At 37.4% G+C, this 17,583-nt stretch carries 16 protein-coding genes and 1 other RNA gene; 3 read left to right on the top strand and 14 right to left on the bottom strand.

Annotation, left to right across the window (positions count from 1 at the left end):
* Positions 1 to 142: 142 nt before the first annotated feature.
* The 9 genes from P9B04_RS10565 to P9B04_RS10525 form a co-directional block, all read right to left on the bottom strand.
* A complete protein-coding gene (locus P9B04_RS10565; RefSeq protein ID WP_342054967.1) occupies positions 143 to 1,516 on the bottom strand; it encodes a LamG-like jellyroll fold domain-containing protein in 1,374 nt (457 codons plus the stop codon).
* 68 nt (positions 1,517 to 1,584) lie between these two features.
* Complete coding sequence (locus P9B04_RS10560) at positions 1,585 to 2,598, bottom strand: LamG-like jellyroll fold domain-containing protein (protein ID WP_342054950.1); 1,014 nt, start codon at positions 2,596 to 2,598, stop codon at positions 1,585 to 1,587.
* Positions 2,599 to 2,867: 269 nt separating this feature from the next.
* Positions 2,868 to 4,877, bottom strand: a complete 2,010-nt coding sequence (gene uvrB / locus P9B04_RS10555; RefSeq protein WP_342054949.1) for an excinuclease ABC subunit UvrB — start codon at positions 4,875 to 4,877, stop codon at positions 2,868 to 2,870.
* Between the two features lie 95 nt (positions 4,878 to 4,972).
* Positions 4,973 to 6,136, bottom strand: coding sequence for a murein transglycosylase A (gene mltA, locus P9B04_RS10550; protein ID WP_342054948.1), 1,164 nt, complete (start codon positions 6,134 to 6,136; stop codon positions 4,973 to 4,975).
* The gene (locus P9B04_RS10545) at positions 6,133 to 6,384 is read right to left on the bottom strand and encodes a hypothetical protein (RefSeq protein ID WP_287140561.1); all 252 of its coding nucleotides are present in this window, start codon (positions 6,382 to 6,384) and stop codon (positions 6,133 to 6,135) included. Before P9B04_RS10545 ends, mltA begins: the two co-directional genes overlap by 4 nt.
* A 44-nt stretch (positions 6,385 to 6,428) precedes the next feature.
* Complete coding sequence (locus P9B04_RS10540; protein ID WP_342054947.1) at positions 6,429 to 7,199, bottom strand: hypothetical protein; 771 nt, start codon at positions 7,197 to 7,199, stop codon at positions 6,429 to 6,431.
* 79 nt (positions 7,200 to 7,278) lie between these two features.
* Positions 7,279 to 7,629, bottom strand: a complete 351-nt coding sequence (locus P9B04_RS10535) for a Mo-dependent nitrogenase C-terminal domain-containing protein (protein ID WP_342054946.1) — start codon at positions 7,627 to 7,629, stop codon at positions 7,279 to 7,281.
* 400 nt (positions 7,630 to 8,029) lie between these two features.
* On the bottom strand, positions 8,030 to 9,205 hold the full coding sequence (locus P9B04_RS10530; RefSeq protein WP_342054945.1) for an ABC transporter ATP-binding protein: 1,176 nt from the start codon (positions 9,203 to 9,205) through the stop codon (positions 8,030 to 8,032).
* A 57-nt stretch (positions 9,206 to 9,262) separates the two neighbouring features.
* Positions 9,263 to 11,290: an Rne/Rng family ribonuclease gene (locus tag P9B04_RS10525; RefSeq protein WP_342054944.1), complete on the bottom strand. Its 2,028-nt coding sequence runs from the start codon at positions 11,288 to 11,290 to the stop codon at positions 9,263 to 9,265.
* A gap of 837 nt (positions 11,291 to 12,127) precedes the next feature.
* Between P9B04_RS10525 and P9B04_RS10520 the strand changes: the two genes are divergently transcribed.
* Entirely contained in the window at positions 12,128 to 12,679 is a 552-nt protein-coding gene (locus tag P9B04_RS10520; RefSeq protein ID WP_342054943.1) for a pentapeptide repeat-containing protein, read from the top strand.
* Positions 12,680 to 12,700: 21 nt separating this feature from the next.
* Here P9B04_RS10520 and P9B04_RS10515 read toward each other — a convergent pair whose 3' ends face one another.
* Positions 12,701 to 13,867 (bottom strand): cysteine desulfurase family protein, encoded by a 1,167-nt coding sequence (locus tag P9B04_RS10515; protein WP_342054942.1) that lies wholly within the window; start codon positions 13,865 to 13,867, stop codon positions 12,701 to 12,703.
* A 211-nt stretch (positions 13,868 to 14,078) separates the two neighbouring features.
* The gene (locus tag P9B04_RS10510) at positions 14,079 to 14,855 is read right to left on the bottom strand and encodes a peroxiredoxin-like family protein (protein ID WP_342054966.1); all 777 of its coding nucleotides are present in this window, start codon (positions 14,853 to 14,855) and stop codon (positions 14,079 to 14,081) included.
* Between the two features lie 469 nt (positions 14,856 to 15,324).
* Between P9B04_RS10510 and hisF the strand changes: the two genes are divergently transcribed.
* On the top strand, positions 15,325 to 16,119 hold the full coding sequence (hisF, locus tag P9B04_RS10505; protein WP_342054941.1) for an imidazole glycerol phosphate synthase subunit HisF: 795 nt from the start codon (positions 15,325 to 15,327) through the stop codon (positions 16,117 to 16,119).
* A gap of 70 nt (positions 16,120 to 16,189) precedes the next feature.
* Positions 16,190 to 16,381 (top strand): hypothetical protein, encoded by a 192-nt coding sequence (locus P9B04_RS10500; RefSeq protein ID WP_342054940.1) that lies wholly within the window; start codon positions 16,190 to 16,192, stop codon positions 16,379 to 16,381.
* Between the two features lie 38 nt (positions 16,382 to 16,419).
* Here the strand turns inward: P9B04_RS10500 and ffs are convergent.
* The 3 genes from ffs to P9B04_RS10485 form a co-directional block, all read right to left on the bottom strand.
* Positions 16,420 to 16,516, bottom strand: an RNA gene (gene ffs, locus P9B04_RS10495) — signal recognition particle sRNA small type.
* Between the two features lie 63 nt (positions 16,517 to 16,579).
* Positions 16,580 to 16,876 carry an Asp-tRNA(Asn)/Glu-tRNA(Gln) amidotransferase subunit GatC gene (gatC, locus tag P9B04_RS10490; RefSeq protein ID WP_342054939.1) on the bottom strand — a complete coding sequence of 99 codons (297 nt, stop codon included), beginning with the start codon at positions 16,874 to 16,876 and terminating at the stop codon, positions 16,580 to 16,582.
* A gap of 24 nt (positions 16,877 to 16,900) precedes the next feature.
* The gene (locus P9B04_RS10485; RefSeq protein ID WP_342054938.1) at positions 16,901 to 17,422 is read right to left on the bottom strand and encodes a photosystem I assembly protein Ycf3; all 522 of its coding nucleotides are present in this window, start codon (positions 17,420 to 17,422) and stop codon (positions 16,901 to 16,903) included.
* Between the last annotated feature and the right edge of the window lie 161 nt (positions 17,423 to 17,583).

Genomic DNA, 17,583 nt, shown 5'->3' with positions numbered 1-17,583 from the left:
AATAGCAATGAAATTATACAATAGTTAAGAAATATTGCCTAGTGATCTTCAATCTTCTATCTGAAAATTATAACGAGATTAAAAAATCTCAGTCATTTTAATTAATAACTGAGATTAGAGATTACTTAAAGTGCTTTCAAAATTAGCTAAAACCCCAATTGATGGTAGGTTGAACCCCAACTTTATCAACCACAGCGTAGTTAAGATCGGTGAATTGAGAAGGGGATAATTTAAAGATCCAATAACTATTAGTTCCGTAACTTTCTCCTGTTTCATCACACATTACTTTACCTGCCCATTCATCAGCAGGATCTTCCGCATCGGTTATTAATTCAACACCACAAGCATTGAGTAATTCTTTGACTTTTGTATTAATTTCTTGCTCATTGGGGCTATCGGATAGACCATATTCTTCAGGTAATTCCTGTAGGATATACAAAGGACTTTCTGATAAGCTTCCATCTTCTATAAAGCTTTTCATTGCAGCAGAAAATGCATCTAAGAAGTTGACTTTTGTTTGAGGTGTCATTAACTGCTTAATGTCGGTTTCGGTAATGTTAACTGTTAAACCAGAAACCCCTAATTTTGCTTTAATACTATCAACTGAATTGTCGTTTTTTGGTTGATTACCGTAGCTAAAAGTAGAAACTTCTTTCCCTTCACTATCTAATAGTTTGCCCATGTCTCCTTTGTCGTTCCAAATGGCAGTTTTACTACCGAAGCTAAAGCCTCCTGACTCTTGATGAATTTCGTTAGTATAAACTCGAATCATTTTACCTACGGCTAAAGATGTACCTTCTGGAAAAGCAAAGATTTGATTTTTTCCATTTGAGATAACTTTCCAATTAGATAAATCTGCGGCTGTATTACCACTGTTAGTAATCTCAATGTATTCGTCAGATTGAGTACGTTTTACATGACCATGATAAACAATTTCTGCAATCTCAACATTTGCTTTTAATGCTTCACAAAAATCTACATTATCTTGAGTCCATGTTGCACCGTGAATAGTTCCATTATTACTATTAGAACTGTGATCTAAAGCATCTCCACTTAAAGGAAAATAAGCTATTAAACTTTCTTCTTTACCTATTAAGCGATGGTTCATATCTTGTTTTATTTCTTCTTGGCTACGAGCTTTATCCCAGATACGAACTTCAGTAATTTGACCCATAAAATAATAATCATGTCTTGCATTTCTTCCAATATTTAAAGGTTGTGTTGGAATACCAATAGGACCAGTAAATTTTTTCGTATTTGCTTGTTTTTCACCATCAATATAAGTAATAATTTCTTGAGATTTGTTTTCCCAAGTAAATGCTAAATGATGCCACTCATCATCAGAAGGGGCAGGATTATCTACAATAATATGTTGACCATTCTTATTTAATTCAATGCGAATATTTTTACTTAGCCAAAACAAGGAAAAACCTGGATCGTTCCAACCGCCACCTTGGTTAACAATATGACCAGAATTATTCATGTTTTTAGAATTTACCCATGCTTCAACCGTGATACTATAGAAAAGTTAAAACTCCATATAGTAATAATTACATGGAGTTTTAAACCTATCTAATCTATATTTTAGCGGTTACTGTAACTAAAACTAGAAACTTCGTTTCCTTCACTATCTAATAGTTTACCCATGTCTCCTTTATCATTCCAAATAGCAGTTTTACTATCAAAACTAAAGCCTCCTGACTCTTGATGAGTTTCGTTAGTATAAACTCGAATCATTTGACCTGCGGCTAAAGATGTCCCTTCTGGAAAAGCAAAAATTTGATTTTTTCCAGTGGAGGTAACTTTCCAGTTAGATAAATCTGCTGCTATATTACCACCGTTACGAATTTCAATGTATTCATCAGATTGAGTACGTTTTACATGACCATGATAAACAATTTCTGCAATCCCAACATCTGCTTTTAATGGTTCACAAAAATCCACATTATCTTTAGTCCATGTTGCCCCATGAAGAGTTCCGTTATTACTATGAGAACTGTGATCTAAAGCATCACCATTTAAAGGCAAATAAGCTATTAAGCCTTCTTCTTTACCCGTTAGATGGTGGTTCATATTCCGTTTGATTTCTTCTTCACTGCGAGCGTTATTCCAGATGCGAAGTTCTGCCATCTTACCTATAAAATAGCCATCACAATTCCAATTGCTACGACCTATATATAGATTATTTCTAGTAACATTTGCGGGGCAAATATGATTTCCTCCAGATACTTTTAATTCTCCATTCCAGTAGATATGAGCATTCCCATTTCCATCATTAACTGCGACAACATGAACCCATGTTTTAGTAGGGAATATCTCATTTGTTAAAATTTCAGTAGCCGCATTACCTCGACGAGTATGAAGAGCCATTTTCCCTGTTGTAGCTCTCCACGCAAATACTATATTTTCCTTACCAGGACCATTTCCAAAATCTACAATTCGCTGCCAATGGTGACTTGAATTTTCCAGATAAACCCAAGTTTCAATAGTCATTGCACCACCAAAAGAACTGGGTGGTAAACTAATATAATCATCTTTTCCATCAAAATTTAAGACTGATTGTAAATTCTGTTCTGTTAGGGTTTGTACAGCTGTCATTATGGAAATCTCCTATTATTTTTAGCGAGGTGAAAGTGTCACAAAAAATAAAGTTTTTACTCTTCGTAATTGATTAGGAAAAATAACTAATTTATTATAGTTTATATAACCTAAAAAATCTTTTTTGTGCTTAATCCGAATTATGTCACAACCATTGTTATGATTACTACTAGAAGAAGTACGTAAATTTAAAAGTATTTCTAACTTATTCAGTAATTTTGCCAATGCTTTTTTAAAGAAAAGTAAAAAGTGAATACAAAGTTAGATTATTATTTATGTCCTAATATTTTATCCCGAAGATGTTGGATTTTATCTCTATATTTTGCTGCTTCTTCAAACTCTAAATTTTTAGCGGCCTCTTGCATTTGTTGTTCTAATTGCTCAATTAATTCGGGAACTTTATCTAATGGTAGATCATCGGCTTGGGTATAAACTTCTTCTAGTTGTTGAGCATTTAAACGACGAGAAATATCTAGAAAAGATAGAATAGCATTGCTCGATCTTTTAACAATAGGTGATGGTGTTATATTATGACGTTTATTATAAGCAGTTTGAATGTTTCTTCTTCTTTCTGTTTCTTCTATGGCTTTTATCATACTATCGGTTAAGTTATCACCGTATAATATAGCTTGCCCATTAACGTGACGAGCTGCCCTACCAATGGTTTGAATTAAGGATTTTTCTGCTCTTAAAAATCCCTCTTTATCTGCGTCTAAAATAGCTACTAAAGATACTTCTGGTAAGTCTAAACCTTCCCGTAACAAGTTAACTCCAATTAATACATCAAATTCACCATTCCTTAGTGCTTGTAAAATTTCAATTCGCTCGATTGATTTAATTTCAGAATGTAAATATCTTACTTTAATTTCTCTTTCTTGAAAATACTCGGTTAAATCTTCTGACATTCTTTTTGTTAATGTAGTAATTAGCACCCTTTCTTGACGTTGCACTCTTTGTTTAATTTCCCCTAATAAATCATCAACTTGTCCCTCAGTAGGGCGAACAAAAATCTCAGGATCTAATACTCCTGTTGGACGGATAATTTGTTCAATTATTTTTTCTTCCGATTGTTCGATTTCCCAATTTCCAGGGGTAGCGGAAACGAAGATACATTGATGTACTTTATTCCAAAATTCTTCGGATTTTAAAGGACGATTATCTGCTGCACTTGGTAACCGAAAACCATGATCAATTAACACTTTTTTCCTAGCTTGATCTCCGTTGTACATTCCCCTAATTTGGGGTACAGTAACATGGGATTCGTCTACAATTAGTAACCAATCTTTCGGAAAATAATCTACTAAACATTCTGGTGGTGATCCCGATTTTCTACCTGCTAAATGACGAGAATAGTTTTCTACTCCATTACAATAACCAACTTCTCTCAAAAGTTCTAAATCATAACGAGTTCTTTGGTCAATTCTTTGAGCTTCTAATAGTTTACCTGCTTTTTCTAAGTGTTCTACTTGTTCTTTTAGTTCAATTCCTATAGCTTCACAAGCTGCTTCTAGTCTCTCCTCTGGGGTAACAAAATGTCGTGCCGGATAAATATTAATATTCTTCAAACTGTTTAAGATTTCTCCTGTAACGGGATCTAAATAACGAATAGCATCAATTTCATCCCCAAAAAATTCAACTCTAATAACTCTATCTTCATAAGCTGGAACAATCTCTAAAACATCTCCTTTGACCCTAAATCTTCCTCTTTGTAACTCAATGTCGTTGCGAGAATATTGAATGGTCACTAAATCTCTTAATAGTTGTCTCTGATCCACTTCTTTTCCTACTTCTAAGGGAACAGAAGCTTTTAAATATTCGGTGGGCATTCCTAACCCATAAATACAACTAATAGAAGCAACAACAATAACATCTTTTCTCTCAAATAATGACCGTGTTGCTGAGTGCCTCAACATATCAATTTCGTCGTTAATAGAGGCAGTTTTTTCTATATAAGTATCACTAACGGGGATATATGCTTCTGGTTGATAATAATCGTAATAACTGATAAAATATTCTACGGCGTTATTAGGAAAAAATTGCCTTAACTCGTTACATAACTGTGCCGCTAAGGTTTTATTGTGTGCTAAAACTAAGGTAGGTTTTCCTATATTTTCAATTACTGCAGCGACGGAAAAAGTTTTTCCTGTCCCAGTTGCCCCTAACAGAGTTTGAAAACGGTTTTTTTCTTGGATAGATTGTGTTAACTGTTTAATCGCTTGGGGTTGATCTCCTTTTGGTTGAAAGGGGGCGTTTAATTGAAAAATAGAAAAAGTAATCATAAACAATAATCTAAATTTTGATTGTAATTATCAATTAATTTATTTTTGTGTACTATATTTTAACAAAACAAATCATAAGGCGAGCGCTTGATAAATCAATTTCTTAGTAATAAATAATAAAGGTTTCCGTTATTACTTATCAAACCTGCTCTATCACCTGCTTCTTTGCCAGTTCCCATAAAAATATCCACCCTTCCAGGTCCTTTTATAGCACTGCCTGTATCTTGATCTAACACATAACGATTAACCAATTTTGTTTCCATCTCTCCTGTTTTACTAACAGAAGGAATAGTGGTTTGAATTAATGCTAACGCACCAGGGGGCATAATAGATTTATCCGTAGCAATAGAACGTTCAGCAGTAACAGGAACGCTTAAATTTCCTTGTGGGGGTTGACCATCGGTTTCACGAAAGAAAATAAAGCGATTATTACGAGGTAAATAGTTACTTAATTCTTGAGGATTTTGGTTTAAATAATTCATTAGTCGAGGTAAAGTTAACTCATCTAAAGGAAAAATTCCATCGTTAACTACTTCCTTTCCAATACTCACATAAGGGTAGTCCGTACTGCTATCGTAACCCACAGTTATTGTTTCTCCATTGGTTAATTTTAGCCGAGCAGAACCCTGAACATGAACTAAATAAGCCTCCAAACGATCGCGCATCCAAATTAACTCATTACCCCTAATAATACTATTATTTCCTAACCCATCTTTCCCTTCCAATTCTAATCGGGTTGGGTGCGGTTTTTGCCAATTTGCAAAGTTTTTGGGTTCAAGATATAAAGGATAACGATACTCAGAAGTTCGTTGACGACTAGCTGTATAAACCGGCTCAAAATAACCAGTAAAATGTACTGTTCCTTGATTATCGTGTCCTACAGATCGATAAACAATAAACTCTTTTTCTACCGCTTGTTGAAATTCTCTAGAAGTTTTTGCAGTTTTCAATAACTGTTGAAAGCGAATTAAAGAACGACGCACCCGATCGCGCGTAATACCAGGAACAGGATAATTACTATAAACTTCTGCTGCTTTTGGGGTATCTAAATAGCGCAAACTATAACTAATTGCCCGAATTAAAGACCATTTATCCCCTGGTTTCTCAGCAGTACCCCAAATTTGTGCATCTTCTCCCCACACTGAGCTAATTTCTGTTGGTTTAACGGGATTTAATGGTAATTGTTCCGCTACAATTATTTGGGGAAGTAAAAGACTTAATCCCAGTCCCATAGATACAGTTGCGATCGCTTCTTTCATGCTCTTTCCACACTACCAAAAAATACGGGTTCGACTCGAATAGCCATAATACTAGACGGACGAATCACCATATATTCTCCCTGAATATTTTTAATGGGAACGTTAATAAATTGCTCAGAATCAAAGTTTGGGACAATTTCGCCACTATACCATTTTTGAAATTCCTGGATTTGAGCAAAACGCACCTCTTCTCGGTGGCCACTAGAAAGAAACAATAACACCGCGTATTCATCGGGTTTTCTAGGCATTGTTAACGCTCCTAATAATCTTCTATCTTTCCTATTATCGGTGACTAAGGGGTCAATTTAAACCGTTGTAATAAAGCTTCCATAACTTGGGGTAAGGTTTGGGAAAGATCATCGCTGGTTTGAAATTCTAGTTGTTGATGGGAAGGTAGATCAAACGGCCACTGACCGGAAAATTCCGATCGCTGCTGATGGACTAATAAAATTTGTCCCCCTCGTTTACTTTGCAAAGCGTACCCCAGTTCGGTACAAGTATAAGGACTGGGAATTAAACGGGAGGTTTCTTCTTGCTTAATATGAGTGATGGGAGTACCATCAACCACCAAGAGAAGGCTTTTTCTTAGCTTCCTCAGCTGACTATCGCTAAGTCGTAAAGGAGCATCTTGAGGACGAGAAGCGATCTCCAGGGTGAGGAGATAACGAGATCGCTGATTATACTTATTAATTGTTTCTTCGAGAACAGTTTTAATACTATTACTAGATTGAGGATATTCTGTTTGTCCACTAAAAAAGACTACAGGTTCTAGAGTTGCTGCTATGTCTTGCTTACTCAAATACAATTCTTGAGAAACCAGATCCAGGTTAGCAACAGTGTAACCTCCACTGCCTTCTATATAAAATTCCACTGGTTCCCCTTCTAAATATTGCTGGAACCAGTCAGATTGTTGAATGACCTCTTTATCGTCCAAAAAATCCGCTCTCAAGGCAGATTTTAGCAAGCTGTTACGGTTTAACCGCAGATCCGGGGGACGCTGAATCAACTCCCGTAACGGTTCATATCGCCCTAAATACCATGCTTTCAGGGGAATAATGGCCATAGTTGTTGCTCTTCTTTAATAAGTAACTATAGCCATACTACACTATTTTGCAATTCTTAGGGTACATTAGTATTGCTGGTTAACAGTATTGACTGATATCTTCTCCCCATTCTTCGGCAAGATAGCAAAGGGCGCGAAACCTTAAGGCCATTAAGTCGTCGTACAAAGGGTTTAGTTTACACAGAGGGGGAATTTTCAGCAATACACGGCCAAAAACCTGGATTTTCCTTTCAAAAGGGCATTGGGCAGGAATGAGACGACAAAGACGATGGGCAAAGGTGCGATCGCTAATTTGTTGATCTTCTAGACGATCTCTAAAGATTTGTAAAATTTTTGAGATAGGATACTTTAACCATTTAGAAATAGAAATAGGCTTAGAAGATTCACAGCCTAAAACGAAATTCTTGATAGTATAATCTGTTACATTCATGATAGAATTCCTTATTAATTTAATAAGGGAACAGTGTTGCTAGAGAATGAGATTTGTTAATAATGACTCAATAACTGTGAGGTTTTCTAGGAAAACCCCCAATAACATGATAAACAGAAACTCGTCACTTAAGTTAAATTTTGTGATTGATTTTTTTCTATTTCAATCGCAATTGTGATTTATAACTAATAATAGTTAGCAGAGCAATTAACCCTACATTGTTATCATAACCAACTTAACAAGAGGTTATTTGGAAAAAAAGTTGAAGAATCATTACGACCCCTTACTCCCATTATCTCCTTTTTGAACACCGAAACTATCGGGAATAGTGCGGAATTTTAAGAAATGTTGAAAAAATATATTATTTGTTAAAAGCCATATTTGCAATGAGTTCGCTTAACTACCGAGAATTAAGGCGATAGCGTTGGTGATAGGGGAGTAATGGTTTCCCGTCTGCATCGTAGCCACTTCCATCCCAATAAAACCAATGAAGGCTTGGTTGGGGAAGTGCCAGGGAAATATAGTCCCCGTATTTCCTTTCTCCATCGTCTTTGAGCAATGCACGGATGACAAAATCTGATTTTTCGATGTCAACAGTAACTAGGCTTTCTTTGCCCAATTCTTCCACTAATTTAATGGTTCCACGGACCACCAGAGAATCTCTATCCGTTGCTTCATGAACATCCTCGGGGCGAATGCCTAAAACTATCTGTTTAATTCCGTTAGAATCACCGTCTACCTCTGGGATATTTTCGGGAGCAACATTAGTGAGGGGAATAGGAAAATCACCTAGTGAGGCGTTTTTGTCTTGACAGGGTAACTCGAGTAAATTCATTTGAGGACTACCCACAAACCCTGCTACAAACTGGTTAGCAGGGTGCTGATAAATTTCCCGAGGGGGAGCCAGTTGTTGAATTTCACCGCCAAATAAGACCGCTACCTTATCGGAAAGGGTCATAGCTTCGGTTTGATCGTGGGTGACATAAACCACTGGTTTATTTTGTTGGGTAAAAATTTGTTTGAGTTCAGCCCTAACTTGTTCTCGTAGGAGTGCATCGAGATTACTGAGGGGTTCGTCTAGTAAGAAAACATCAGGATTCCTTACTAAAGCGCGGGCTAAAGCCACCCGTTGTCGTTGTCCCCCCGATAGTTTTCCTGGCTTTTCGGGTAAGCAGTCTTTTCCTTCTTGGAGTTTCAACTGTTTAGCTGCCTCTTTGATTCGCCGCTCTATTTCTGCTTCTGGGAGGTTACGGATTTTCAGAGCGGTGGCAATATTCTCTTTAGCCGTCATGTGAGGATAAAGAGCATAACTTTGAAATACCATGGCAATATTGCGATCGCCAGGTGGGACATTAGTGACGTTTTTGGAACCGATGAAGATATCTCCCTGGGTGGGGGGTTCCAACCCGGCGATGAGACGCAAAAGGGTAGATTTCCCGCAACCAGACGGGCCAAGTAGGGTCAAAAACTCCCCGTCTTCAACTTCGACATCACTAATTCCCTTGACAACATCGAGGATTTTTCCTTTGTCTACTTGATATTGTTTGGTTAAGTTTTCTAGTCTCAACTTGGCCATGCTTCTGTTGTGATGAAGTTTCTACCATTTTTTTTATCTGATAGATAGCATAACACTTTATTCATCGCTGTCTTTAGCTGAAGAACGACGGCGACGACGACGAATCACTGGCTTAGCTTCATCTTCGGGAGAAGATTCTGCGGTGTTAGCCTCCACCTCATTTTCATCAAGATTTTCTGTCTCCTCCTCTTGTTCGGTGGGTGGAGATTCTGTAGAGGTGGTATTTTCTATCTCGGTTAAGTCAATGGTCATCTGTTGCTCTGTGGGAGGAGCTGTTTCCGGTTCTTCGATCTTCTCAGGGGTTTTCTGTATAGTTTTTCTTTCAAAACCCTCTGGGGATCTCACCGATACCAACACAGATTTGGGGTCTTTAAATTCTTGCTCAACACGAACCAAAGGGGAAATACCCATTAGGGCGTAAATGTCTTGTTCTACAGGGGTCATTTCTACAGAAACCCGTTCTACAGGAACCTCTTCACGCCTTACATGCCTAGGGACTCGTTCTCTACGACTTTCGTTTTCCGATTCGTTGCTTTCTTCTGCTTCTTTTGTTTCTACATTATTGACGGGCTTGGTGGGGGGATCTTCTTTACTAACTATGTTAGGGGGTTGTGTGAGGGGACGACGGCGACGACGACGGTTACCGGCGTTACTATTCTGCTCCTGATAACTGGGATGGTGTAAAAGTTCTAGCTGATCGGCATTATCTCCATCTTCGTCTTCGAGGGAACCATCCCAACCATTTTCATTGACTTCGACGGGCTTTTCTACTGGTTTGGTTACAGGGGCTGGTACTGGAATGGGAGGGGGTGTTGTGGCTGCTGATTCGACGAGGGCAACTAATTGAGATTCTCCTGGAAGATGGGCTAAATGTCCCAAGCCTCCGCACTGAGGACAACACTGACTAAATAATTCATAGACGTTTTTACCTTGCCGTTTACGGGTTAATTCTACTAATCCCAGTTCCGAGAGTTGGGCTATTTGAGGTCTAGCTTTATCGATTTTTAGGGCTTTATTGAAGTGTTCGAGTAATTTGAGTTGGTCCCTTCGTGAGTCCATATCGATGAAGTCCACAATAATCACGCCCCCGATGTTTCTTAATCGTAACTGACGGGCGATTTCGGTTGCAGCTTCGCTGTTTGTCCAGAGAACAGTCTCCCGTGAGGTGGCTGAACGGGTAAAAGACCCTGAGTTTACGTCGATGACGGTTAAGGCTTCGGTGGGTTCAATGATAATATAGCCCCCAGAAGGTAGATCCACTCTTGGTTTGAGGGCTTCTCTAACCGCTGCGTTGACTCGAAAATAGTCGAGAACGGACATGGACTCCCGATGATGATCGATTAATACTCCTTCGGGGGGCCTTCCTCCACTCCAGTTCATCAGATGATGTTTAACTCGTTTGACACTGTTGGGATTGTCCACCACAATACGGTTAACATCGGCACTGTATATATCCCGTAGAACCCTTTGAATGAAGTCGTCGTCCCGGTTGAGGAGGGAAGGGGCCCGGGTTGAGGTTGCTTGAACCTGAATAGACTCCCATTGTCTTTGTAAAAATTCTAAGTCCTCCATAATCGCTTCTTCAGCTTTGCCTTCTGCTTCGGTACGGACTAATAAGCCCATACCAGCCGGTTTAATGAGAATAGCTAAGGCTCTTAAACGACTGCGTTCGTCATCGTTGCGGATACGCCTAGAGAGGTTTACCCCTTTTCCGTGGGGCATCAACACAAGGTAACGTCCAGGAAGACTGATATTGCCTGTTAGCCTTGGACCTTTGTTACCGGTGGGTTCTTTCATTACCTGAACTAGCACCTTTTGCTGGGGGGTCAACAGTTCGGTAATAGCACCAGCACTACGTTTGAGGCGCAATGGACCTAAATCGGTGACATGAATAAATCCGTTCCGTTCGGCATCTCCAATGTTGACAAAGGCTGCGTCAATACCTGGGATAACATTTTCTACTACCCCCAAGAAAATGTCACTCACTTGCTGATTTCCGGTGGCAACCACTAATTCTTGTATTTGATCTTCCCAAAATACGGCTGCTATATGGTGTTGTTCTGCGATAATAATTTGCTTTGGCATTCAATTCCCTCAAACTTTTGTAAGAGACGATGACAGGTGACAATTCTCGAATTCTGGTTTAAATTCCTTGAAAAACTGTTTAGACTTAAACATTTAGACCTATCAAGTCAAGCGAAAATAGTGGCAAACTCAATTTATCCTTAACCTAATACCAGTAGGCTGTTGCTACTGATTTGTCCTATCAAGGTATGTTGCTTGATGCGTTTGGGTGTCTCTACCCTTTTTGCAACAAGAGGTTTATTCAATATTTTGGAAAATCTTGGAGAATAAACTTTCACTTCGTTGACATTATATATTAAGACGCTGTCTAGGTGGATAGTTATGAGTTGGTAGCTTTGATAAAGACGTTAGTGTTTTATCGGTGTTTTTGATTGGATGGATCAACCTGACGAGATTAATCTGCAAATGTTGCTTTTCGGGTTGGTTGTCCTAGATAAATAGAGGGTATGGGTTACCCTTATAATTTAGGCTTTAACACTACTACATATTATTTTAACCTGAATATAACTTAAAAGCCATATTTTTGACAACAGTAACCAACTCCCTATCCCACTTAACTGACATTTTATATTAGTACTAAAAAACTAAATGTTCAAAAACAAGACAGGGTATCAAGAGATAGGAATTCACCCAAACCCCTACACCCCAATCTCATTTCATATCAATAGAATTAAGGGCCAATAATCGTTTTCACCCAAACGCCGGACAATTTACGTCATGATAGATATGAATCATTTTAATGAAATGTTGTAATAATACTCATTGACAAACATCTATAGTATTAAGTATGTTTATAAGGGATGTGTAGTTTAGTTACAATTTATTAAGAAAGTAAAAATGCTTAAGCTTAGATTAAGTGAGTTGCAACAGAGATATACTTTAGGAGAAAGAGATTTTAGTAACCTTGATCTAAGTGATTTAGACTTGAGTGGCCTTAATTTAGAAGGGATCAACGTTCGAGGATCTAATCTACAGGGGGTTAATTTACAAGGGACTCATCTAGAACAGGCGAATTTGAAAGGGGTTCATCTTTCCTATTGTAATCTGTATCGCAGTAATCTTTATGGGGCTAAGCTGAGGAATGTTAATCTATTCCGTTCTAACTTAACAGAAGCTAACCTTCATAGTGCTTCAATACTAAACACTTGTTTAGACTACGCTTGTTTAGAAAAAACCGATCTAAGCGAAGCTTATTTACGCAATGTTTCTGTAAAATGCACCACATTGATAAAAACGGACCTAACAGATAGTGTATTAGTCGATGTCAACCTAAGTCAGTCTTATATCTCTCAAATATATTATAGCAATATAACTGGATTACATAATTGTTTTAAACCAGAAACAATTTCTGAGGAATTTTTTGAAAATGTGGAATTTATAAAAGGTTGATGATTGAGTTAAGAGTACATACTAATAGTTAATATTTGATTTGCGCAAAGAGTTTATTGAATCTATAATTTTCTCACTTACTATATCAATCTCTTGGCTGGTTGTAAATCTTCCCAAACCAAATCTCAAAGAGCCATAAGCGAGTTTATCCTCATGACCTAATGCTTTAAGAACATGAGAGGGTTTTGTTGTGGTTGAGGTACAAGCTGAACCAGAAGAAAGAGCAATAATACCCTGCAAAGCTAATAATAATGCGGCACCATCTACTCCTTCTATACTAACATTAAGATTCCCTGGTAAACGTTGTGTAGGGTGTCCATTAAGATAAACTCCTTCTATGTTTAGGAGTTGTTTTTGTAGTCTATTTCTAAGTTCGCTTTGACGTTTACTTTCTGTTTCTATTTCCTCTAAAGCTAACTCAATTGTTTTGCCAAAACCAACTATCTGAGGAGTGTATAGTGTACCTGATCTGATGTTTTTTTCTTGCCCTCCACCGTGTAATTGTGGGGCTATATTAACTCTTGGATTTCGACGACGGACATACAAAGCTCCTATTCCTTTTGGACCGTGAATTTTATGGGCAGTTAATGATAGTAAATGTATATTCATTTCTTTTACATCTAAATGAATTTTCCCGATAGCTTGTGCTGCATCGCTATGAAATATAACTGCTTTCTTTTGACAAATTTTTCCTATTTCTTTCAAAGGTTGAAGTACCCCAATTTCGTTATTGGCAGCCATAACTGAAACTAAAATTGTTTCAGGACGAATACTTTTTTCTAATAATTCTAAATCGATTAATCCATTTTTTTCTACTGGTAAATAGGTAACTTCAAACCCTAAGCTCTCTAAATATTTACAGGGATCTAAAACCGCATTATGCTCAGTTTGAAAGGTAATTATATGTTGCCCCTGACTAAAATAGGCTTCAGCAATACCTTTGATCGCTAGATTATTGGCTTCGGTTGCACCACTAGTAAAAACGATTTCTTCGGGACTACAATTAATACCATTAGCGATAGTTTCTCTTGCTTTTTTAACTGCTGCTTCTCCTTCCCATCCATAGAGATGATTAATACTCGAAGGATTGCCAAAATGTTCAGTAAAATACGGTAACATTGCTTCCAATACCCTCTCGTCCATAGCAGTTGTGGCATGGTTATCTAAGTATATAGGACGTTGAGACATAGGATTAATTTTAGGTTTATGATTGCATACTTTTCTATTTTAGCAAATATTTATTGTAAATACGTGCGTTTATTTTTTAAAGTACATAACATATTTATTGTCAATAATTAATATGTTATGTGATCAAAGTATTTTATGAAAATAAAAGAAAATAAAATGTTATTAAAAAATCAGCAAAGGCTTAACTTACTTAAGCCCTTGTAGAGTTTAATTAATAATCAAGGAATAAAAATGATAAAGGATTACTCATATTTTCTGCAAAACCTAATATTCCTCGATCTTGATGTTGATATAATAAAGCCTGATTTTCATCGAACAAAAATGTAGCCCCTCGTTGAGTCAAATAAGCAGCATCGGGGACATAGGTTTTCCAGTTAGTTAATACTTCTGTCATATTGCGTAATCTTAAGGTTGCTAATTCAAAAGGACGCTGAAATTTATTTCCTCCTGCTAGGCTAAAAGATGACCCTTTTAGGGGGGGCAAAAGATTTGTATCAACTATTTCTTCATCCTCGATTAATTGAGGTGCTTTTTTATCCCCAGTGTACCCCCGAAATACTTCTTTGAGGGTTCCTTTGCTACCAATTCCCGCACACATTAACATTAAATTTACCCAAGCAGTTTGACTTTGATTGAGTCCTGGAAAATTCCAGTTTAAACCTTCATATAAACCTAATTTTTCGTGAATATTAGCAGTAGGATCAACGAATAAATTTTCTGGAGGAAAATTAGTATATTGACAAAATTTTAACCCTGAGTTGCGATCGCCGATCCCAATAGCTCGGACTGTAATATTATTAGCGATAATTTCTGAAGATTTTTTGTTTAGCCACCAAGCATATTCTAGGGTATCAAAATCCCCTAATTGTGACCAAATCAAAACTAGTAAACGAGAAGATGGTTGACAGTTACTTAAAAAAGAAATTGTCTTACCATCTCCCACCTGTAAAGCCTCAGTCTTTGTTAAAATGTCAAAAATTTTCATTATTTTCTGCACTGATATAAAAACATCATTGAGTAGTCGCATACAATTAATTATAAAATAATTAACAGCGATAGACTAATTTAACTGATAACTGGTGCTAGTAAGTGAAAAAATGCTGTCTTCTATTATTAAAATGGCTTAGCATTAAAGAATCAGGGGGACACGAATAATATCGCCATGTTATCATAATTTCTGTTGATTTGGGAGATAAAGTGTGGAGTATTGAATTAACTTTAACCAATAGATATATCATGGTTTTTCAGATATTTTTACGATGAGAAGCAGTATGTAATCAATTTCTAGTGCATCCAGGAAACTCTTTTTTGTTGTCTGATTTAAAACAGAAAAAAGATAAAAAAGGCTCCATCCATAAAAAAGTAAACTTAAAATTAATCAAAACTTTTTTAGAAATTGACCAAAACTATGTCAACATAAACTACAGTAATATCAATAAGTAACAAAAATTTAATCGATGTTGGCTAAAAGAATTTTACCCTGTCTAGATGTTAATGCAGGCCGTGTTGTTAAGGGAATTAATTTTGTCGATTTACAGGATGCAGGAGATCCTGTGGAACTGGCCAAAGCATATAATGATGCAGGGGCCGATGAGTTAGTATTTCTTGATATTACTGCGACTCACGAAAAACGGGACACCATCATCGATGTGGTTTATCGTACAGCAGAAGTGGTATTTATACCTTTGACAGTGGGTGGTGGTATTTCCACTTTAGAACAGATTAAACTTTTGTTACGAGCCGGTGCTGATAAAGTGAGTGTTAACTCATCTGCGGTGAAAGATCCGGACTTTATAAATAAGGCCAGCGATCGCTTCGGCAAACAGTGTATTGTCGTGGCAATCGACGCAAAACGAAGTAAAGACGCTGTTGAACCCAGATGGGATGTTTATGTCCGAGGAGGAAGAGAAAATACAGGTTTAGATGCCGTAAAATGGGCTTTAGAAATGGAAAAAAGAGGTGCAGGGGAACTGTTAATCACCAGTATGGATGCAGATGGAACCCAAGCAGGTTACGATTTAGAGTTAACCCGTACTATTGCTAACCAAGTAGAAATTCCTGTTATTGCTTCTGGAGGTGCGGGAAACTGCCAGCATATCTACGAAGCATTGACTAAAGGTCAGGCAGAAGCAGCTTTATTAGCTTCTTTGCTCCATTACGGACAATTAACTGTTGCTGAGGTCAAAAATTATCTCTGCGATCGCCAAGTGCCTGTTCGCAGTAACAATGATTACATCTTTAGAAAAGCTTAATTTTATCTTTCATCTGTTATTCGATAAAGAATGTGTATTAATATAGAAGAAACTTAACATTTTTTAAAATATGTTGATACCCATCTTAATATTTGACGTTGCTTTGGTCGCATGGTCTTTGCATTTGATGCAAGAGGCCATCAACCACCAAGAATTTTCTCTGATGTTAGCAGGAACCCTAGTCGCTCTAGCAGCGGCAGCTATGCTAGTGGTCTATTTTCTTATAGGTCCTTGTCTAACATACTTGACAAATCTATCATAGTATGATAAACAAACTTTATAATAAATCACTTAAAACAAAAAGACTCGGAGTCCACGCCTATCACAAGCATCCCGCATTGCTGCTACCTTCCGGTCCTGACAAGGTTTGGGCGTTGTAATTGCGTAGGTCCAAGTCATTATTAATAATAACATAAAAAACACTCCCATAAAACCCCATCATTAACGATGGGGTTTAAAATTATCCTTCATCAGTATTAAGAATTTGGGGAACTCTAAAAAATTCTCCTTCTGGGTTTGGAGCCTCATCTAATAAAGCAGATCTCTCGCCATAAATTTTAGAACTATCTTGACGGGTAATGTTGCTCAGTTCAATAGCACGAGTAGTAGGGGGGATATTTTCTGTATCTAACTCGCTCAACTGCTCAAAATAGTCTAGAATACTGCTCAGTTGACCAGCAAATTGTTGTGTTTCTTCCGCAGTAATCTCTAAACGAGCTAAATGAGCGATTTTTTGAACTTGATCTTTATCTAACATAGGTAACGTCTCCTGTAATCTAACCTAGAAAAAGACATCCATTTCCGAGCGTCCCGTAATTTTTAGCCAGTTTTGGGCTTCGATGTAGTTATTAGGAGCAAGACGTATAGCCTGTTTCCAGTATTCTGCGGCTTTATCAAATAAAGCTTCTGCCTCGTTTGGGTTCCCTTCTGACTTAGCTTTTTCCCCTTGATAATGGTAAATAACGGCGATGTTGTTCAAAGCTGATGGCATTTGGGGGTTTAAATCAATAGCCTCTTCGTAGTAACCAAGAGCTTTACTATGCTCTCCATTACTAGCATGTATAATACCTATATTGTAGAGGATATAACTGCGATCGTTGGTATCCTCTTCTAACTTGAGTGCCTCATAATAGTTATCCAAAGCTTCGGCGTATTCACCGTCTGCTTGAGCTGACATACCATCTCGATAATACACAAAAGCTTCTTTGGCTTTTTTGTTAGCTGGCAGAATTTTGAGGATGATATCTGCCATTACGGTAAAGCTTTTATCGATAAAATTATCATTACGTTGGGTTCTAGGCATAAATCAAGAGTTAGAGCGAAAATAATACTACCATCTTACCAAAATTTTCCCTAAGTTCGGGGTCATTTCTCTCTCAAACTGAGAATTGCGAACTGTAAGTGGAAAATTAAGTATCTTCTCAAAAAGCCAGGGGTCACTCGCTGCGAAAACTTAGGCCAAAC

Origin of the sequence: Crocosphaera sp. Alani8 (genome assembly GCF_038442745.1) — a bacterium.
In the GTDB taxonomy this organism is placed as follows: Bacteria; Cyanobacteriota; Cyanobacteriia; order Cyanobacteriales; family Microcystaceae; genus Crocosphaera.
This window is presented reverse-complemented; position numbering and strand designations above follow the sequence as displayed.